This is a genomic window from Nostoc sp. T09 (assembly GCF_002154695.1).
Lineage (GTDB): Bacteria > Cyanobacteriota > Cyanobacteriia > Cyanobacteriales > Nostocaceae > Aulosira.
Genome location: NZ_MTAV01000028.1, coordinates 15,617 through 36,402, shown reverse-complemented (window position 1 = coordinate 36,402; position 20,786 = coordinate 15,617). Strand labels below are relative to the sequence as shown.

The 20,786-nt window shown below is 42.0% G+C and carries 11 protein-coding genes; 8 read left to right on the top strand and 3 right to left on the bottom strand.

The window, feature by feature from the left end:
• Positions 1 to 256: 256 nt before the first annotated feature.
• The 4 genes from BV372_RS08220 to BV372_RS08205 all read left to right on the top strand — a co-directional run bounded on the left by BV372_RS08220 (position 257) and on the right by BV372_RS08205 (position 6,066).
• Positions 257 to 1,897: a hypothetical protein gene (locus BV372_RS08220; protein ID WP_086685717.1), complete on the top strand. Its 1,641-nt coding sequence runs from the start codon at positions 257 to 259 to the stop codon at positions 1,895 to 1,897.
• Positions 1,898 to 3,725: 1,828 nt separating this feature from the next.
• A complete protein-coding gene (locus BV372_RS08215) occupies positions 3,726 to 3,902 on the top strand; it encodes a CopG family transcriptional regulator (RefSeq protein ID WP_179198012.1) in 177 nt (58 codons plus the stop codon).
• A 246-nt stretch (positions 3,903 to 4,148) separates the two neighbouring features.
• Entirely contained in the window at positions 4,149 to 5,588 is a 1,440-nt protein-coding gene (gene zds, locus BV372_RS08210; RefSeq protein ID WP_086685713.1) for a 9,9'-di-cis-zeta-carotene desaturase, read from the top strand.
• Positions 5,589 to 5,631: 43 nt separating this feature from the next.
• Positions 5,632 to 6,066 (top strand): SRPBCC family protein, encoded by a 435-nt coding sequence (locus BV372_RS08205; protein ID WP_086685710.1) that lies wholly within the window; start codon positions 5,632 to 5,634, stop codon positions 6,064 to 6,066.
• A 159-nt stretch (positions 6,067 to 6,225) separates the two neighbouring features.
• Here the strand turns inward: BV372_RS08205 and BV372_RS08200 are convergent, their stop codons facing one another.
• Complete coding sequence (locus BV372_RS08200) at positions 6,226 to 7,161, bottom strand: alpha/beta fold hydrolase (RefSeq protein WP_086685708.1); 936 nt, start codon at positions 7,159 to 7,161, stop codon at positions 6,226 to 6,228.
• Between the two features lie 794 nt (positions 7,162 to 7,955).
• On the opposite strand from BV372_RS08200, the gene ppk1 reads away from it, so the two are divergent.
• The 4 genes from ppk1 (at position 7,956) to BV372_RS08180 (ending at position 14,953) form a co-directional block, all read left to right on the top strand.
• Positions 7,956 to 10,118 (top strand): polyphosphate kinase 1, encoded by a 2,163-nt coding sequence (ppk1, locus tag BV372_RS08195; protein ID WP_086685706.1) that lies wholly within the window; start codon positions 7,956 to 7,958, stop codon positions 10,116 to 10,118.
• A 57-nt stretch (positions 10,119 to 10,175) separates the two neighbouring features.
• Positions 10,176 to 11,051: a shikimate dehydrogenase gene (locus tag BV372_RS08190; RefSeq protein WP_086685704.1), complete on the top strand. Its 876-nt coding sequence runs from the start codon at positions 10,176 to 10,178 to the stop codon at positions 11,049 to 11,051.
• Positions 11,052 to 11,500: 449 nt separating this feature from the next.
• Complete coding sequence (locus BV372_RS08185; RefSeq protein WP_086685702.1) at positions 11,501 to 12,907, top strand: APC family permease; 1,407 nt, start codon at positions 11,501 to 11,503, stop codon at positions 12,905 to 12,907.
• Positions 12,908 to 12,991: 84 nt separating this feature from the next.
• Positions 12,992 to 14,953, top strand: a complete 1,962-nt coding sequence (locus tag BV372_RS08180; protein ID WP_086685700.1) for a primary-amine oxidase — start codon at positions 12,992 to 12,994, stop codon at positions 14,951 to 14,953.
• 49 nt (positions 14,954 to 15,002) lie between these two features.
• On the opposite strand, the gene BV372_RS08175 is transcribed toward BV372_RS08180, so the two are convergent.
• Positions 15,003 to 15,521, bottom strand: a complete 519-nt coding sequence (locus tag BV372_RS08175; RefSeq protein WP_086685698.1) for a GNAT family N-acetyltransferase — start codon at positions 15,519 to 15,521, stop codon at positions 15,003 to 15,005.
• A gap of 187 nt (positions 15,522 to 15,708) precedes the next feature.
• The gene (locus tag BV372_RS08170) at positions 15,709 to 20,688 is read right to left on the bottom strand and encodes a CHAT domain-containing protein (protein ID WP_086685696.1); all 4,980 of its coding nucleotides are present in this window, start codon (positions 20,686 to 20,688) and stop codon (positions 15,709 to 15,711) included.
• Positions 20,689 to 20,786 lie beyond the last annotated feature (98 nt).

Here is a 20,786-nt window from a genome sequence, read left to right as displayed (position 1 = left end):
TGGTGTTTTTGTATCCATTCTAGCGACATTGATGTTCCTGGTTGCCAAATTGTAAAGACTCCGTCAAAAGCCGCTAAATATTTTTATTCTAGAAGTGAGAGATTTGGTGCGTTTTGAGATTCGCTATTTTTGGAAATTCAGCCTGGTGGCAGCCTGAATAGCAACCAATCTTCAGGTATAGCTAGGAAAATTTCATCCGAGACTAACCATTCCCAAAAATTGACGAAGATACTGCTTCTTTTAATTAACTTACTCTATGACAAGTTTTAATCGCTCTACCAGTCGTCGGTTGAAGAAATTATCCCAAATTCCTTCTATATGGGAGGGCGATCGCCGTCCGTTGTCATCATCACAAACTCAGCCAAGAGACGCGGAAGGAAAGGGTGATTGCATACTTTGGGTGGATGGCTCTCAAGGGATTGTCAGGGGAATGGATGTGGTAGGATCCGACTCTGGTCCGGAAGCAGTTGTTCGCACTTTAATGCGGGCAATGGAGCATCCCCATAGTCCGGCCAAACCTGCTCGGCCGCAAAGAATTGTCGTCCGCGATCGCGAGATCCAATTTTATCTGCGCGGAGTACTGCAAGACTTAGACATTGCCATTGACTACGCACCAGAATTGCCGTTAATTGACGAACTGTTTCGCTCGTTTGGCGAAATCCTCGATAGCCAAATTCCCGATTTACCCCCCCAGTATGCACAAGCCTTGCAAGATAAGGCATTTGCAATTTGGCAGGCATCTCCCTGGGAGTTTTTAGAAGAACAGCAAATCTTGTCCATAGAGATTAATAAGTGGGATGTTGGTAAACTCTACGCCTCCGTCATGGGAATGCTGGGGATGGAATATGGGATTTTGTTCTATCGTTCCGAAGATTCCTTGAAGCAGTTTCGCGCCGCCGTGTTAAGAGATGAGGAATCACAAGGGCGTTTAGAAGAAGCGTTTCTCAAACAAGATTGCCTGTTTCTCACCTTTGAGGGTAGTGATGAAACAGATGAAGTTGACGATGATGAAGGTGACTTAGCAGATCTACCATTATCAGAAATTGACCCTACCTTTGGTAATATCCATCCTTTAGAAGGACTGCGGTCTGTTTTGTATGACGAAGAAGCACTTGTAGTATTTGTGGCTTTAGAGAGCCTGAACCGCTTTATCCGCGATCACCGTCGCCAGCTATCTGGAGACTCATTCCCTAGCCTCAACCATCGCTATCGGATTACCCTCCCTCAGTGCAATGAAGCGGCTAAAACAGTATCTGTGACTGTCTCTACCATGCCAGAGTTGGCAGCGGAATTAGAGGAAATGGCAGGCTTAGATCATGAGGATGGGCAGATGGCAGAATCTTCTACGATGTTCCATTCATTACGAGATGATTTGATCCCAGAAGACTCTTTCCTTAGTTTAGGAGTAGTCTCTTGGGAGATGCTGGAGTATTTACGTCAAGGCGTTACCTATCATCCCGTTGGTGAAATTCAACAAGTAGGTGACGGGTTGCCTGTAATTTTAATTCAAACTTCTCGTCCGAGGGGTAAGACGGTAATTGAACATTTAGAAGCCGCTGGGGGACTGAAAGCAATTTGTTTTAATCCTGGAGCCGATCCCTTTGATGGTAATAAGTATGACTTAGGTTTATTGCAAACTCACAATGATGAATTATTCCTATTTGGCGAATTTTTAGATGACGATCCCATTCATGTAGAAGCCCGAAAAAAATGGAATCAGCGCTGTAAAAATACCAAAGGCTACTGTGGTTTAATCATTGCTAAAGGACTAACGGGATCAGCCCGTGGCAACCCTCAATTGCGAGATATGATGGCTTTGTTTGAAGCGCGATCGGTTTCTCCAAAAGATTTAGGCATTGGTACTTTGCAACTCGTACCTCAACTTCAATTTGAATAGTACTGCCTCAAAAGGGGAGCAATGCTTCCTGAGTAAATAAATACCGAGATTGAAACTGGATAACATCTCGAATCGCATGACATTCCGCAATGGCTACACAATTGCTTACTCTGCAACATCTCCTGTGGAGTACGCAACTTGGGATTAATTTTGAGTAGTGTTAGCACTGCACCTACCTAGCTGGCTTAAATAACGGAAGAGCATAGCATTTAGACTAAATCACTAAATAGAAGCCAGTTCCAAAAAAATAGTTTTGACTACGATGTATAAAAATTTCAGTTTTCTTTGAGCCAGTCTCTGGCGGAGTTCCTCTAGCTCTGTCTTACCTCGTCTCTGCGTGTATTTTCAGGTGAGATTAAGTCTATCTACCTACTATAAGTAGGCGTAATAGTTATTACTTCTATGCTGCCCTCAAGGAAAAGTCCTTTGACTGCTGCACATCATAGTAATTACTTGCTCAAAACTTTATGAAGTAACTATATTCTTATCCTTTTCTAGTGACTGTTGGGGCTAGCTACAACAGTATAAAATAGCACAAACAATAAAATGCTTAGACAAAGTTGGGCCAGTTTAAATTAAACAAACTTGTTTCAATATCTGCCTTTCTTCTCATTCAGGACTTTGTTATTTATGAATCTTATTCATTGAAAGTTTAGCCTAATAAAGATTACTTTATAATTCTTTTATAAAGCCAGATAAATACTGTTATTTAGCTCTTGAATAAAGATTATTTAAATTTTAGTCAGAATAGCTTTAATAAATGCACTTAAAAAATATTGAGGTGTACAATATTTTTTATACAGTGATGGTTATTTGCATAATGTTTGAATAGCAAGCAGCTTTTAGAAGCTGTTTAAAATGCTTCGATAGCTAGAGCACTTATCTGGAATTAAATTTTAATGCCAATAGCAACTCTAGGTTTATGAATAGGCTGTATCTACCACATCTCAGAGTACATTAGCCCTTCAAGGAATGAGTAATCATCTCCGCAAAATTAATGCTGGAAAATATTTGTTTCTCAAAGAAAACTACTGAGCTATATAAGGTATGGAGAATTTAAAAATTTTGCTAGCAATTATAGATTAATTGAGCGGAGGTCAATAGCATTATCAAGTTTTGATTATTCTATCCAAAGCCTGATTAATAAAAGCAATGTATTTAATCAGAATATAGTCACAGTCTAGTAGATAACAGGGTCAATTTTAGTAGAAGATATGAAAACAAAAAATACCAAAGCCTTACTCTCAGAAAAATCTTAATTTACGAGTATGAAGTTTGATGACAGTAACATGAACAAGTGCGAAAGCTCCCCCCCGCCTGGAGACCTAGCTAGTTAGTGTGAACTTTACCACGAGCGATCGCAAACTACATATGCTACTAAAAAATCTTTACTAGCCAGCATTTAACAATGATAATTTTCTCTCACTTGATTGTTAAATGTTATGGTATTATGTTCTCTCCAGAGTTTTGTAGCGAACTGAGTTTAGAGAGAAAGAGAAATGCTTTTGATAAAGAAAAATTTGGGTAATCTTTATTTTGTTAACAGCATGGATACCCATTGATTTAGAAAATTTAACTGTTAGCGTTTAGTCGCTATACTTTTGCCGATATAAATTACTTTCACGGCAAGTGTGCGCTATTTTCCCTGTCACAACAGTAACAAATGAATCATGCCTTTTATATTTTATTGGAAAATGAACAACATTTGACAAAACTAGCATTTTTAATATTAATGGCATTGCTTGTTTACTGGCACTAATTCTTAAGAATATTATCTTTTTATTCTTTAGTTAGATGTCTTTGATGATGTTAATATATAGCAACTAGCATGATAATGACAAATAAAAAGTGGGCCGTAAAACGTATAACAGTTAATCTTGCAGCACAGGAAGCTGAAAAACTGGAACAATATTGTCAGCAAACTGGTAGACCAGCAACCGATGTCATTCGGGAACTGATTAGAGGTTTACCTATCTCTGAAGATACTAAAGAACACAGCAAGTAGGAAGGTGTTTGCCAAGAATACTTCCAATACTTGTTTTATTCAGTCGTAACTAAGTGAATGCTGAGTTACCCAATCCCTAGAGTTGACTTATTTACGAGGTATTATTCGTTACTTAGAAGTCTTGGGATACAAAAGTGTGTAACCGGACACCGCTATGCAGCTATGTGCTAATCGACTGAATATGAGTAGCAAATTCCGACACCAAGCCAGTTACAATCTGTAAAGAAACTGAAAAGGAACGACGGAATGCGCGTTGCAATCGTAGGTGCGGGACTGGCAGGGCTAGCAACTGCCGTGGATTTAGCTGATGCTGGCTGTGAAGTACAGATTTTTGAGTCCCGTCCGTTTGTTGGTGGAAAAGTTGGCAGTTGGGTAGATGGCGATGGCAACCATATTGAAATGGGGTTGCACGTGTTTTTTGGCTGCTACTATCAACTGTTTGACTTGATGAAAAAGGTAGGGGCGTTAGACAATCTACGCCTAAAAGAACATACCCACACTTTTATCAACAAAGGGGGGCGCACTGGTGCTTTAGATTTTCGTTTCTTCACAGGTGCGCCTTTTAATGGGTTAAAAGCATTTTTCACTACTTCCCAACTATCATTACAGGATAAATTGCAAAATGCGATCGCCTTAGGCACTAGCCCGATAGTTCGTGGTTTGGTGGACTTTGATGGGGCGATGAAAACCATTCGCAATTTAGATAAAGTCAGCTTCGCCGATTGGTTTCGCAGTCACGGTGGTAGTGAAGGTAGCATTAAGCGGATGTGGAACCCCATTGCTTACGCCTTAGGATTTATTGATTGCGAAAATATGTCTGCCCGTTGTATGTTGACAATCTTTCAGTTTTTCGCGGTTAGAACTGAAGCTTCAATACTGCGGATGCTGGAAGGTTCTCCTCATGAATACCTACACAAACCCATCTTGGAATATTTGGCAGCTAGAGGCACTCAAGTTTACACCCGTCGGCAAGTACGGGAAATTCAGTTTAGAGAACAAGGGGAACAAACCCATGTTACAGGTATAGTAGTTGCCCAAGGTGAGACAGAAGAAGTGGTTACTGCTGATGCCTACGTCTTTGCCTGTGACGTGCCTGGAATTCAACGCATCCTGCCTCAACAGTGGCGTCAGTGGACTGAATTTGACAATATTTACAAACTAGATGCCGTGCCAGTCGCCACAGTACAGCTAAGGTTTGATGGTTGGGTAACAGAACTGCAAGATGAAGAGCAACGCAAACAGCTAAATCATGCCGCGGGGATAGATAATTTGCTCTACACAGCGGATGCTGACTTTTCTTGCTTTGCAGATTTAGCCCTGAGTAGCCCTGCTGATTATTATCGCCCAGGACAGGGTTCATTGTTGCAGTTAGTGCTGACACCGGGAGATCCATTTATCAAACAAAGCAATGAAGTGATCGCCCAGCACGTTCTTAAGCAAGTGCATGAACTCTTCCCCTCGTCGCGAGAGTTAAATATGACTTGGTACAACGTGGTAAAACTTGCTCAGTCTCTTTACCGAGAAGCGCCAGGGATGGATATATATCGTCCTAACCAAAAGACACCAGTAGCTAATTTCTTCTTGGCAGGCAGTTACACTCAGCAAGACTACATCGATAGTATGGAGGGAGCAACAATTTCCGGGCGACGTGCGGCGAAAGTGATTTTGGAGAATGTGAAGCAATAACGAACCGCACGAGGCAAGAGAAAGCGCAGAGGAAGGAAATAAAATGTCAGACTGGCTAGAGCATAGTGTACAGGTCGAGGTTGAGGCTCCTATAGATTTAGTATGGAGTCTCTGGTCTGATTTGGAGCAAATGCCCAAATGGATGAAGTGGATTGATTCTGTGAAAATATCGCCTGATGATCCAGATATATCTATTTGGAAGCTGAGTACTGGCGGTCTGGATTTTACTTGGAAATCCCGGATTCTCAAAGTCATACCCAATCAGATTATCCAATGGCAATCAATTGATGGCTTGCCCAATCAAGGAGCGATTCGCTTTTACGATCGCCACAATAGTAGTATTGTCAAAATGACTATTTCCTATGCTATCCCTGGCTTTCTTGGCAAAATCATGGATAACTTGTTTTTGGGAAGAGTTGTGGAATCGACAATTCAAGCCGATTTGGAAAGGTTTCGACAATACGCCCTCAATAAGTAATTTCACCTGATGAAGCTAACAGAAATTTTTAACTGAAAATCAGGAAATACCAAGAAACAATTTGACTTGCCATTTAGTATTTGAAAGCCTGCTTCCGCAGGCTTTGCTGGTGTAGCGACACCCTAAAGGGTATCGAATACTTAAAATTGTTTCCTAAATTTACTGAGCAATAGACAATACCCAATCTTTCAAAAGAGAGTTTACTTGACCTGGTATTTCATCATGGGGACAATGACCTGCTAATAGAAAATGTTCTTGCAGTTGCGGATAATATTGGCGAAACTTCTGGGAACGCTCTCTAGCATTCATCCAAGGGTCAGCTTCTCCCCACAACAACAATAAAGCGCAAGTTAATTGCTTCAGCAGTACATCAACTTTTTCTCCTTGGGGAGTACTAAACACCGAGACAAATACATCAAATGCACCTGCATCGTAAGCCGGCCGATAAATTTCTTCTATCAACTGGTCTGTAATTGCACTCTTATCCAAATAAACTTTTTCTAGGGTTTGGCGAATTACCCAACGTTGTCGCACATATTGAAATAATAAAAACTGGGCTAAAGGTTGCTGAAACATCCACTTCACACTGTCACCCAGCAACTTCTGCAATCCCGATTCTTGTTTGGGAGGCTGAATTTGTGTTTGCAAAGCTTCGGGTTCAGATGTTGGCTGTTCGTTAAAGGGGCCTGCACTGTTCAGTAAGACTACACCAGCAGCACTATCGGGGCGTTGTGCAGCAACACACAAGGAAGCATAGCCACCGAGAGAGTTACCTACTAAAACTGCTTTTTGACCAATGATTTCACTGATAAAGTCGTGCAGTTGGTCACGCCACAAGTCACCACCGTACTGCATTTTAGGTTTGGCTGAGCGTCCAAATCCCAATAAATCGATCGCAAATACTTGAAAATCTTGGCTTAGTTCTGTGATGTTCTTGCGCCAGTGGTCTGTGGAAGCACCAAACCCATGTACAAATAACAAGGGCGGACGTTGCGGATGTTGTTCTCCGGCTCGTACATAGTACACTTTGTGCCCTCGCCACTGCCAGTATTGACCGGGAATTGGGGTTGTAGAGGGGGCTGTAATTGCCTGCATGATTCTAAAGAAATGTGAAGTAGCTTTTAATAATTGTAATCCAGCACAAAGGTTCGGTTGAAGGTAGTGAAAACCAATATCAACACTCAAATTGTTAGATTTAGTTAGCCTACAGTAAAACGGGGTTTATCGGTAAAATTTAATACATTATATATTTACCCTCAAAAGTTAGATAAACAAAGTAAAAAACTATTACTTACTATTAATTTTTTTCATTCTCAATCTGGCAATTGTGTTTATATGTGCTATTAAAATTGGGTTTTTTACCTCTATTTATTTAGATAAAAAATTATTTTTAATTTAACTCTATTTGATGGTGTAAAAAAGCTTACATTAGCAAATTTGATATAAAGTTAAAATTTGCTTAACCTAAAATTAACCTATTGTTAATCAATAACTAAGAATCTAATTAATGATGTCAATAACAAATTAACTAGTATCAAAATTACTCTGAACTACAACAAAAAAATCCTAAAATTAGTGTTTAAATCGAGAAGAAAAAGCGTTTTAAATACTTATAAGATAAATTGTTATTGACATTAATTAAACCTTGAATTTTCCAGCAAAGCCTTGGTAACGGGATATACAAGCTCAAAATTTTAACTTTTAAACAAGGTTTGATATAGATAAAAGTAAAGTTAAAGGTAGAAAATATTCCTTTCATATTTTATCTAAATAGACCTTATTTAAAATATAAATACCTGAGAAAAAATAATGCATTAATCTGAGAAATATTAAACAGATATTGATATCTGGATTCTACAAAATTTTCTCCGAATAAATTAAAAATTAATATGGTCAAATCCAAACAGATAACCACAGCTATTAACCTGAGTGACCCGCAGTATTACTTTAATCGAGAGCTAAGTTGGTTAGAATTTAATCGGCGAGTTTTGCATGAAGCGTTGGATTTGCGTACACCTTTATTGGAAAGACTGAAGTTTACCGCTATCTTCAGTTCCAATTTAGATGAATATTTCATGATTCGCGTGGCAATTCTCAAAGATCAAGTCCAAGCGCAGGTAAGTAAAAGAACTCCAGATGGTCTGACTCCACAAGAACAATTAAAAGCGATCGCGCAATTACTACGTCCAATGGTAATTGCACAGCATCACAACTTTGAGAAAGTGTTGCGTTCAGAAATGGCATCCCAAGGTATTCATATTCTCAATTACATAGATATCAGTTCAGAACAACGTTCTTACCTGCGAAAGTTATTTAAACAGCGGATTTTTCCAGTTCTGACACCCTTAGCAGTAGATCCTAGCCATCCCTTTCCCCGAATGGCGAATCTCAGTCTGAACTTGGCAGTAGTTGTCAAAGATCCAGTCACAGAGAAACAAAAGTTTGCCAAAGTCAAAGTGCCAAATATTCTGCCGCGATTTATTGAGTTACCTCAAGATTTACAACCAGAAAATGGCAGAGTAAATCACTGGATGGGTGTACCAATAGAACAGGTAGTAGCTCACAATTTAGAAACTTTATTTCCTGGGATGCTCGTTCAGGAATATCACCTATTTCGGCTGACTCGTAAGGCAGATTTAGCAGTAGCGAAAGAAGAAGCAGATGACTTACTATTAGCAATTCAGCAAGAGTTACGAGGACGGCATTTTCGTGGTTCTGTAGTACGTTTAGAAATTCAACCATCAATGCCTCAGTCTGTGCGACAAATGTTATGTCCAGAAATGGAACTGACTGAGACAGATGTTTATGAAATAGATGGACTGTTAAATTTAAAGGATTTAATGTCGTTCCTGGCTTTGCCATTACCGGAACTGAAAGATTCACCTTGGACACCGATAATTCCACCTCGGCTGCATGATATTCATCAATGCAACCAAATAACTAAATCAAATAAAGCAGAAGCAACAGAGAATATTTTCTCAATAATTCAACAAAATGACTTGCTAGTACATCATCCCTACGAATCTTTTAGCGCCTCTGTAGAGCAATTTATAGCTCAAGCTGCCCGCGATGCTCATGTCCTGGCAATTAAAATGACACTTTATCGCTCTTCTGGAGATTCTGAGATTTTTCAGTCTCTGATTACTGCGGCGGAAAGTGGCAAACAAGTTGCTGTCCTTGTAGAATTAAAAGCCCGTTTTGATGAAGAAAATAACATTACTTGGGCGCAGAAACTAGAAAAGTCTGGAATTCATGTTGTATATGGCTTGGTGGGACTCAAAACTCACACCAAAATAGTCTTGGTGGTGCGTCAGGAAGGAGAAAAGATTCGTCGCTATGTTCATATTGGCACTGGCAACTACAATCCGAAAACAGCGAAGTTATACACCGATTTAGGGCTGTTTAGTTGTCGAGAAGATTTAGGTGCAGATTTAACTGATTTATTTAATTACTTAACGGGCTATGCCCATCAGCATTCTTACCGCAAGCTGCTAGTATCACCTGTAAGTATGCGCGATCGCATGATTGCCTTGATTCGTCGTGAAATTGAAAACAGCAAAAACGGAAAAACAGGCCGGATTGTTGCCAAGATGAATTCTCTGGTAGATCCGCAAATTATTACCAGCCTCTACGCCGCATCGCAATCTGGGGTACAAATTGACCTAATCGTTCGAGGTACATGCTGTTTGCGTCCGGGAGTACCAGAAATCAGCGAGAATATCCGCGTGATCAGCATTATTGGCCGCTTTTTAGAACACTCTCGGATTTTTCACTTCCATAATAATGGGCAAAATGAAGTATACATTGGTAGTGCTGACTGGATGCCTCGTAACTTAGATCGGCGTGTGGAAGCTGTTACACCAGTGGAAGATCCCAAGATTTCGCAAACTTTACAAGACATTTTGGAGATTATGCTGGCAGACAATCGCCTAGCTTGGGATTTGCAATCAGATGGTTCCTATATCCAACGTTACCCACGTAAGCATGAGCCAGAACGCAGTAGCCAAAATATACTGATGGAAATATGGCAATCATTTAAAACAGATGTCTAAATAATGTCACCATTGTGGTAAATTTCCCTCAGGCTGGAAGTTACTGGCTGACAAAGTATGTTGCAGATTACAGGCAAAACTAAACTTTTAGGGGTAATTGGGCATCCGGTGGAACATTCGTTATCACCAGTGATGCACAACGCTGCGATCGCCCAGTTGGGATTAGATTATGTTTATCTTCCCTTTCCGATAGCACCAGAGAATTTAGAAGTTGCGATCGCAGGTTTTGCGGCTGTTGGGGTTGTTGGCTTTAGTGTCACGATTCCTCACAAACAGGCAATTATGCCATTGTTATCAGAAATTACGCCCATTGCCCAAGCTATAGGAGCAGTTAATACTGTTACTCGCCAAGATCATCAATGGGTAGGCACAAATACAGATATAGAAGGCTTTATTGCCCCTTTGCAAACAACATATCACCAAGATTGGAGTCAGAAGGCGGCGGTAATTTTAGGTAATGGCGGTGCGGCGAGAGCAGTTGTAGCAGGTTGTCACCAGCTAGGTTTTGCAAAGATTCATGTTGTGGGACGCAATCAGCAGAGGTTACAAGAATTTTACGATAGTTGGCATAATTCCTCACTAGCTGCGAATTTACAAGTCCATACATGGGAGAAATTAGCCAAACTAATTCCGCAAGCAAATTTGTTGGTAAATACAACCCCAATCGGAATGTATCCCAAAGTTGATGAATCGCCGTTGAGTGCGACGGAAATCGCGGAGTTACCAAAAGAAGCGATCGCCTACGATTTGATATATATTCCTAAACCGACACAATTTCTCCAAATAGCAGAAAAACAAGGTGCAATTGCGATCGATGGATTAGAAATGCTAGTTCAACAAGGTGTAGCAGCATTAAAAATCTGGTTGCAGCAAGAAACTGTACCTGTAGAAGTGATGCGCCAAGCACTGCAAAATCACTTGGGTTTAAGGTGAAGGGCGTGGAGATGGGGATATAGGGGTAAAAGTAGCGAAGAGATAATTTGCCGCTACGCAATGTCTGAAAAGCATATATAGGAAGCATTTCAGGAAAAATAGCTCTCCTAAGTACAAAATGAGTTGAATTCCCTTAACTTTTGATTAACTTCATTGATGTCGAACTCAGGTTGGATTAAAGCTTTCGTAGATAACATGAATATTTTAAAAGCTTCGACCGCGTAATACCGTCGTGGTTTCTTCCATGATTGAGTAGGCGTAGATATAGCGGTGCGATGTACTAGGACTGAAATCTTAATACAGTAAGCCTTTCCAGCAAAGTGGCACTAACTCACATGAATCATGAGTCGTGGCTCAATCCTATTAAGCTGTGGTTGACTGTAGAAATATGATTTTATAAGTCAAATTTGTTTCGGTATCTAGGATTATTTAGTAAAAATATAGACAATATGGCCAATCTAAAAAAAGACGCTCTGTCAATCATTGACTCCATAACGCTCGCTGTAGCAGGCTCTGCGCCATCTTACTCTTTGAATGCTACTACGGGTGCCTTGGTTGCAGCAGTCGGTCTAGCAGCTCCAGGATCGTTAGTCTATGGAGCAATTCCCATGTTTGGCATTTCTTTTGCGTTCATGTACTTAAACCATTGGCGTGCTGATGCTGGAGCTGCCTATACTTGGGTGGGGCGATCGCTTAATCCTTCTCTGGGATTTTTGTGTGCCTGGACATTTCTGGTTCTGAGTACGACATTCATGGTTACAGCAGCTCTGCCTGTAGGGGTAATCACTTTACATCTAATTGCTCCTCTATATGAGGAAAACGTTGTTCTTGCTACCATTACTGGTGGAGTATGGTTTGTGGCAATTGCTACACTGACGCTCCTTGGTGTACATGTTGCCGCCGGATTCCAGAGATTGATGACAGGGATTGAAGTTTTTGCCCTGTTAGCGCTGGTAATTGGTGGTTTGATTAAGTTCTTTGCCAATCCGGTCAATCCTTTCTCGCTGTCATGGTTTTCACCAACAGCATTTGGTAATTTTCAGACCTTTTTTGCTGGAGTTCTGGTGTCCATGTTCTACTACTTTGGCTGGGATGTGTCCTCCAACGTAGCAGAAGAAACAAAGGACTCGAACAATACCGCAGGCTTTAGCGGTGTCTTGGGTATGATTGGCGTCTTTTTGCTATTCATTTTAATGCAGGTGACGATCCAGACAGGCTTTAGCTTGGAAGATATTGACAAGAACAGCGCCAACTTGTTGTCTGCAATGGGTGATGCAATCTTTCCCCATCCTTGGGGCAATATTGCAATTCTGGCAGTTCTGATCAGTACGCTGGGAACAATGGAAACGCAGCTAACACAATGTACGCGCCTGTTATTCTCAATGGGACGCGATCGCGTAATTTCTCGTCGCTTTGAAGAGATTCATCCCAGGTTTCAAACCCCTTGGCTAGCGTGTTTAATAATCACAGTCTTGGGGCTGTTTTTAATGACCCTATCAAGCACCAGTGAGAGTATTGCTGCTGTGATGAAAAACCTCATTCGCTCGATTGGGATTATGGTGTCATTTTACTATGCAATGACTGGGATAGCTTGCGCGTGGTATTATCGCAAAACTCTTGGGAGTGGTAAGAAAACACTCTTTATGCAGGGGATTTGGCCAGTTAGCTCTGCAATTGTGCTATTGATTGTGGGAGTTGCACAATTGCCACAACTGGGACTTGAGATTTCACTGTACACTATCAGCTCAATTGTGTTGGGTATCATCCCGATGCTGTATTATCGTTGCAAGTACAACAGCTCGTTCTACTCGGAGCCTCCTGAATACCATAATCCCAGCTTGGCTGTGGAGAAATAGCTCAAGATTTAGTGATATTGAGTTGTATTTGTGAAGTGGGGTCACTGACAAACATCTTGCTCGCGGCTTCTTCTAAAAACGACTATGACAATTTCTGCTTCAATTCAGGCCGATTCTGCTCAACCTGTTCTTCATCCCCTTGAACCTTTAACGGCTAAAGAAATTGAGATTGCTGTAGCAACTGTGCGGCGAGAACATAACGTAGGAAATAACTTTCGCTTCCCAACGGTAACACTCAAGGAACCTCCCAAAGAAGTGGTGCTAAACTTTCACCTTGGCGATTCGGTCAAACGAGAAGCTTTTCTGATTCTGCTTGACAATACTACGGGCATGACCTACGAAGCAGTGGTGGATTTGGCAAGTCACACACTCACTTCCTGGCAGCACATTCCCAATGTCCAGCCGAATATTATGGCGGATGAAATACAAGAGTGCGAAGTGAAGGTAAAAGAGCACCCGGATTTTCAAGCAGCGTTAGCGCGACGGGGAATCAGTGATTTGGATTTGGTGGTTATTGATCCTTGGGCAGTTGGCAACTTTGGTTTTGCTGATGAGGAAGGGCTGCGCCTCTCCCGATGTTTGTGCTATATGCGGGCAGTAGCGAATGGTAACTTCTACTCTCGCCCAATTGATGGTTTGGTACCCGTTGTCGATCTCAACACAATGCAGGTGATTCGGGTTGAAGATTCAGGGATAACAGATGTCCCGTCTGATCGCGGTGAATATGCTAGAGCCTTCATTCCTAAATTCCGCGACGACGTGAAACCACTGCACATCACTCAACCTCAAGGGCCAAGCTTTGAGGTGAATGGACATCAAGTGCGCTGGCAAAAGTGGCAGTTTCGTATCGGTTTCACTCCTCGCGAAGGGTTGGTGCTTTATACCGTCGGCTATCAAGATCAAGGAAGGTTGCGTTCAATTCTTTACCGAGCATCAATGGCAGAGATGGTGGTGCCCTACGGCGATCCGCGATCACAACACTTCCGCAAAAACGCCTTTGATATTGGCGAACACGGGATAGGAATGCTTGCCAATTCTCTTACACTTGGGTGCGATTGTTTGGGAGAAGTTTACTATTTTGATGCTGTTCTTACCAACAGTCGAGGAGAGGTTGCAACTACCGAAAATGCTGTCTGCCTGCACGAAGAAGATTACGGTATCCTCTGGAAGCATACTGATTGGCGCTTGGATGAAGTTGAGGTGCGGCGATCGCGCCGTCTGGTTCTCTCTTTTATCACCACTGTAGATAACTATGAATATGGCTTCTTTTGGTATTTCTATCAAGATGGCACGATTCAGTATGAGGTGAAATTAACTGGTATTCTACTCTGTGCTGCCATAGCCAACCAGCCGAAATATGGAACAATCGTCGCGCCAGAACTCAATGCTTTAAATCACCAGCATTTCTTCTCGATGCGGTTGGATATGGATATCGATGGTCAACCAAACTCTGTGTATGAAGTGAACACAGTAGCCGCACCACCAGGAGCAGAGAACCCTTACGGCAACGCTTTTTATGCTGAATCGACCCTACTAGCAACAGAACAGCAGGCTCAACGCATCATCAATCCCCTATCTTCACGTTTTTGGAAAATTCTCAACTCAAATGTCCACAACCGCTTGGGGCAACCTGTCGGTTACAAACTCCTTCCCGGCGAGAACGTGCTGCCCTTTGCTTACCCAGATGCCCCAATCCTCAAACGATGTGGCTTTATCACCAGACACCTGTGGGTAACGTCCTACAACTCTGACGAACGCTTTCCCACAGGCAACTATCCGAATCAGCATCCTGGTGGGGAAGGGTTGCCTCACTGGACAAAAGCAAATCGCTCAATTGAAAACACAGATGTGGTATTATGGTATACTTTTGGGCATCACCATATTCCACGACCTGAGGACTGGCCGGTTATGCCTGTTGCCTACTGCGGTTTTACACTCAAACCTGTAGGTTTTTTTGATGCTAATCCTGCTCTTGATGTACTGCCTACTAACGTTGAATTTAGTAGCTGCTGTGCCTCTTCTGAAGACGAGGTGATGGGATATTAGGGAAAGCGAACGCTGCAATCCAAACAAAAGGATTTACCCAGATGAAGAGCTATTCTTCAGTTTCGGCTGAAGAACAAGAACCCTTCCAAAAAACTGTTGATAGAGGTTGAAACCCCATATACTTAAAAAGTTTGTGAGCAGTCTCATTTTTAACACCACTTTCCAGTAAGCAGCACTTAGCTCCCTTCTCCTCAATTCCCCAAGCAAGCACTCGTTCTACCAAATTTCGTCCGACTCCGTGTCTTTGCCAGTTTAGGCTAACTCCCAGATCATTAAGCCAACATTCCAAATTTACATTGTTACGGTGTAAGACAACCACAGCAAAACCAACTACCTTACTGCCACAGCTAGCAACGAAGAGACCATTGGTTGAAGTGTCACAGAGTAAATCTTTCAATTCTTCTCGAAAAATCTCCGGTGCCTGCTCACAAGATACTCCAGGGGCTGTTCCCATTCCGGCGCTGAGTTCTCCAAAGCCAACATAGGTGCCGTCGAAAACCTCAGCATAAATATCTACAACAGCATTGATATCTTCATGCTGCATCTCTCTAATAACTATTTGCTCCATAACTCAATCACAACTTGGGTTGATTGCAACAGGATAATCTCTAGTTCGAGAGATCGAGAAGTGAATTACAATAATTCTTTGCTAAGTACATTACATTTAGTGTCAGCAGGTGTAGTCATTAAAACTACTGTACATGACCCAAATCAATATACCATAGTATCTAGCCTATGACATCAGTCTGCATGTGTTAGTCTTCAACTGCTCCCAAAGCTTTCAAGGCCAACTTCTGTGGGTCTGTTAAACCCTTAGCGCCTGTGATATTCATCCCTTGATAGGGTCCTTCAATTTTCAGCGTTTGGAGACACCTTTGTTTTTGAACAACTCCAATTTCTTGGATATCCCATATTTTCACTGTTTCATCTGAGCTGCAACTAGCAAGAGTGGCTCCATCAGGGCTAAAAGCCGTTCTCCAGACCCAACTGTTGTGTCCTTCTAGTGTCTCTAGGCATTCACCACTATCGATATGCCAAACTTTTACTGTGTAGTCACCGCTAGCACTTGCCAACAGCGTACCGTCAGCATTGAAAGCCACAGACCAAATCCAGTCCTCATGTCCTGTTAGCGTTTTCAGGCATTGACCTGTACCTACATCCCAAAGCTTGATTGTACAGTCATCGCTACCTGTGGCCAGAATTTGATCGTTGGGACTGAAGGCAACTGTCCAAACCTGATCGGTATGTCCTTGGAATTGTCTTAAAAGTTCACCAGTGTTGACAACCCATAACTTTGGGACAGAATCAGCACCACCACTGGCAAGCAGAGTTCCTTGAGAATTAAATTTGACGGAGAAGACGCGATCTTTGTCTTTCCAAGTTTTGACAGGTCTAGAGTTTGCAGATCTCCAAACTTTATTGCTGACATCCCAGAGATTGATCTGGTAATCTTGACCAGCACTGGCAAGGGTTTTACCATCAGGGCTGAAAGTCACTGATTCTAATCGACCTTCATGTTTTTTAAGTTCTTTGTATCTGATTGCCCCTTCAAGCGATCGCATATCCCATAATCTGACTGTTTGGTCTTCGCTCCCACTAGCTATAAAGTTGCCATTAGGGCTAAAAGCAACAGTTAATATCCAGTCTTTGTGACCTGCAAGTTTTTTGATCGGTTGTCCAGTCTGCATATTCCAGACTGTAACTATAAATTCTTTGCCATCACTGGTTTTGCCACTGCTAGCTAAAAGCCTACCATTGGGGTTGTAAGCTAGTGTCCAGACTGGACTGGAATGACCGTATAGAACCTGAATACACTGCCCAGTTTGCACATTCCATAACCTGACTTTACAATCACTACTGCAACTAGCCAAAATAGAACTATTGGCATTGAAGCTTACTCGCCCAATAGCACTTTGATGCCCTTGCAGGACATGACGGACTCTGTGTGTGCGAACATCCCACAAGATACCGATACCATCATCGTCTCCACTAGCAAGGATTTCACCATCAGGACTAAATACAACAGATTCAACATGATTTTTATGTTTATCTAGCGTATCGATACACTGGTAAGTTTCCATATTCCAAAGTTTCACCGTGCGATCGCCACTCCCACTCGCCAGGGTTTTACCATCGCCACTGAAACAAACTGAATATACCCAACCATTGTGCTCAGTAAGCGTTCTAATACAGCGACCAGTTTCCACATTCCACAATTTCACTGTATTATCTCGACCGCCACTTGCCAGAGTTTTACCATCAGGACTGAACCGGACAGAGAGAACTCCTGCTTGATGCCCTTTCAAAACTTTACGACATTTAAGCGTTTCCACATCCCAAATTTTCACCAAATGGTCTGCACCGCAACTTGCCAACAGAGAATCATCAGGACTGAAATCCAAAGATCTGATCCAACTCGTATGTGCTTTTACCTTGGTCTTGGGTTTCCCAGTTTCAACATTCCAAACGAAAAGAGTGCGATCATCTCCTGCGCTTGCTAACCGGGTTCCCTGGTTGTTGAATGCCAAGGTGCGGATGACATCAGTGTGGTCTGGATAAATCTCAACAGGTTCCCAGTCTCCTTCTCGCCACAAACGAACTAGACCATCGTCACCGCACCCAGCTAAAAATTTGTGTTGGCGACTGAATGCGATCGAGCGAATTGTACCGAAGTGATCCGCAAATACCGAATCAGTGAGATCGGCATTGGCAAAGTTTACTCCATGCAAGACTGCTTCTTCTAAATAAGCTTGACGAATGATTAGATGTGAAAAGTCATAATCTTTCAAATCATCTCCCATTTGGCACAGAAGATTGAGTATATTTCCTCCTAAATAACCAGGTTTGTGTGGATGTTCTTTTTGCCAACTTGATAAAAGCTGAGTCAATTGAGCTTTAACATTTTTACTGTTATCAAACTTCTCAGTCAGCCTATGCAAAATTGGTTGGATAATCAGTTTGCGTTGAGCCTCTCTCACATCATCTTCTGTAATCGCTTTGAGTAGAGCAAATTTATTGAGAAAGTCGATTTTCTGAGTTACCAGATCTTTGAACGCATATTTCATTAATCTTCTAGTTGCGTCCTCAATTAAGACAGGTTGTAGTGTATACGCTATTTGATTATTACTGTACTCAAGAGGCAGAGATTTTTCGATTAATTCTATAGTTGATGAGACTCGTTCTTTAGCTTCTGATAAGAGAATGTCACGCTTAAGATCGTCAATTGAAATTGGTTTACGATTAATCGCCAACCAGTACACGATTTCTTGCTCTTTTTCCGACAAATGTTCAAAGTGCCAATCCAACAATCTCTGACGAATCTCTTGAAATACCTTATTTTCTTGCTTTAAAAAACCGGAAATTTTCCCAGCAAAGACTTTCTTAATATGTCTGGCTGCTAGTTCCAAAGCTAAAACATTTCCTCGTAGGAAATCAGTAAGTTCTTGCCATTCAGTATCTGAACCCGAAAAACCAGAATCAAGGTCTTCAAAGATTTCTTTTGCAGCTAAGTAGTCTACACCTTCTAACTCAAAAAAGCGGACGGGTTTTGCATTTCCCGCTTGCGCTTCTATCTCCCTTGGTCTTTCTCGGCTAGTTAACAGTAGACAACTTTGATGCGGAACTTCTCCAAACTGCTTCAATAATTGACCGTAGGCTTCATAGCCATCCAAATACTTGCCAGCATTCTCACCCGGTTGCATGACAGTGTCAAAATTATCCAAAATCAGCAAACAGCGATGCTTATTGAGGTATAAAAATAGCCGCTTGATCTGTTCTTCAACAGTATTTGGTAATTCAGTTTCTGCCCCATCTGAAAGAAAGCTAACCAACTTTGAGAGGTATTCAGAAGGTTGGGTAGGATTCAGTAGTCTCTGCCAAAAAACGTACTGAAACTCGTTGCCAATGTCTTTTGCTAGCCTAACTGATAAATCAGTTTTACCGATGCCTCCTTGAGTCAATCCACGCCCAGCTTGCCCACCTCGACCCAAGCTGACAGCCATACTGGATTTACCAACCCCAGCCATGCCCACGATCGCTACTAAGCGGCAATTATCTTCTAGTATCCATCGTTTTAACGTTTGGAGTTCTTCATCACGACCAAATAGCGACGGTACTGATGGTGCATCTCCCCAATCTTCCCGCGCACCCATTGGCGAAGATGAAATCACAGAGGATGGTCGCGGCTCTGGTGTAATTGGTATATCTACGGGAACCCCTGGCCCAGAGTTAAGAGCAGACGATGTTGGAGTATTAGAAAAGTATTCTCGATGAGATAAAGCTTGCTCAATTTTGTCTAACTCGTCATTCAACTGTGCCAGTTGTGTTTCCTCATCTTGAATTTGTTTTTGCAACTGAAAGCGATGGGCAGTTTGTGCTTCGATCACATAAGATGTTCGTAGTTGCTGTAACCTCTCATTTCTCAAATCCCACTCTTGTTGAAGATCATCTCGTTTTTTCTCAAATCGTCGTTTTTGATTGGGTGTTAAGTTGCTGTAAGGAGTACTGGGCAGGGGCTTCTTAGAGGCTGTGTCTTCTCCCTGTTGTTCACGCACATCTATTTTGATTTCCGCAGATAGATCTGGAACTGGCGACTCTAGTGTTTGTGCAGAGGTCTTTTCTATCTGGCGTTGAAACAAATGCCCGTCTTGCACGCGCATAAAAATAACTGGGGTGGCAAAATCCCGTGTCCGGTACTCTGTTGGGCTGAAGGTGATTGCTAACCGACCAGATTGTGCGGCGACATCCACAGGGTTGCCTTCTGCGAGTTTTTCATAAAAGCAACGAGCAAAACGACCAGCAGTGCTGTTGGACACCTCGTACTGCATTGCTACTACAACTGGAACATTTTGTTGCATTAGCCGAGAAGCTACACCAACAAAAGCTCGTGAAGGAGATAGCATTCCTCCTTCACAAGCCTGTAACACAACAACACCAGGGCGATGTCGGTTAAATAGGCTACCAAAGTAGTTGGCATCAACCCATCTGGCGCAGTTTAAGTCATCCACCAGGGCAATCTCACCCACTTCTTGGTTTTGGGCATTCTGTAAGCGACCATGCCCGATAAAATGAAATAGATGCGGTTTTTTTCTTAACACTGCATCAATCGCTTGGGGGTTAGCTGGATGAACAATTGGCAACAACTCTACCCGATTTGCTTGCGTGGCAGCCAAATTCTCTAAATCCTGCTGTACCCGATCAAAGACAACTGTACCTAAATCTTCGGGTGCAGAGATAACCAAGGCCATTCGTAGTTTTTCATTGGGTTTTAATTGGATAGGCTGTGGTGATGTCCAATGCGATCGCCGACGCGAGAAAATGACATTGTGAGCAGTCCCCAACCAAAGTGTGCCTTGATTCGCGCTTTCGGGTATGCACATAAACTCCCAAGGCAAAGCTGCTACCTCTGGCATCTTTTGCTCATCAATGTCTAGTTCTACTCTGAGAAATTGACCTTCTTGTTGAACAACACGCTCATAAAAGTTAATGAAATCCTGACAAAGCCGATCATCAAACAGGATATTGAATAACGTTTCTCCTAATAGTCTGCACTGATGAGAATTATTTAGTGTATTATTACGAGTAGACTGGATCAGGTTTTCAATCTTTTGAATCAGCTTTCTCCGGTAGCTAAATTTTCCAGATGGTTGTTCAATATCTTGATTTTGAGAGCCTCTCTTTTCAACCTGTACACTATTACGATTACTAACACGAATGCGATATGTATAGTAGGACACTAGTGTTTTAGCTATTCAGTGTAAATAGTACACATTTGTCCTATTATCACATACTTTTTACCCAAGCTGGACATTGAGGCAGTAATTGTACTAGAGTA

What these genes read in the sequence shown, in the direction of transcription:
- BV372_RS08220 (WP_086685717.1), top strand. Translation starts at nt 257, where the DNA reads ATGACAAGTTTTAATCGCTCTACCAGTCGTCGGTTGAAGAAATTATCC.
- BV372_RS08215 (WP_179198012.1), top strand. Translation starts at nt 3,726, where the DNA reads ATGATAATGACAAATAAAAAGTGGGCCGTAAAACGTATAACAGTTAAT.
- zds (WP_086685713.1), top strand. Translation starts at nt 4,149, where the DNA reads ATGCGCGTTGCAATCGTAGGTGCGGGACTGGCAGGGCTAGCAACTGCC.
- BV372_RS08205 (WP_086685710.1), top strand. Translation starts at nt 5,632, where the DNA reads ATGTCAGACTGGCTAGAGCATAGTGTACAGGTCGAGGTTGAGGCTCCT.
- BV372_RS08200 (WP_086685708.1), bottom strand. Translation starts at nt 7,161, where the DNA reads ATGCAGGCAATTACAGCCCCCTCTACAACCCCAATTCCCGGTCAATAC.
- ppk1 (WP_086685706.1), top strand. Translation starts at nt 7,956, where the DNA reads ATGGTCAAATCCAAACAGATAACCACAGCTATTAACCTGAGTGACCCG.
- BV372_RS08190 (WP_086685704.1), top strand. Translation starts at nt 10,176, where the DNA reads ATGTTGCAGATTACAGGCAAAACTAAACTTTTAGGGGTAATTGGGCAT.
- BV372_RS08185 (WP_086685702.1), top strand. Translation starts at nt 11,501, where the DNA reads ATGGCCAATCTAAAAAAAGACGCTCTGTCAATCATTGACTCCATAACG.
- BV372_RS08180 (WP_086685700.1), top strand. Translation starts at nt 12,992, where the DNA reads ATGACAATTTCTGCTTCAATTCAGGCCGATTCTGCTCAACCTGTTCTT.
- BV372_RS08175 (WP_086685698.1), bottom strand. Translation starts at nt 15,521, where the DNA reads ATGGAGCAAATAGTTATTAGAGAGATGCAGCATGAAGATATCAATGCT.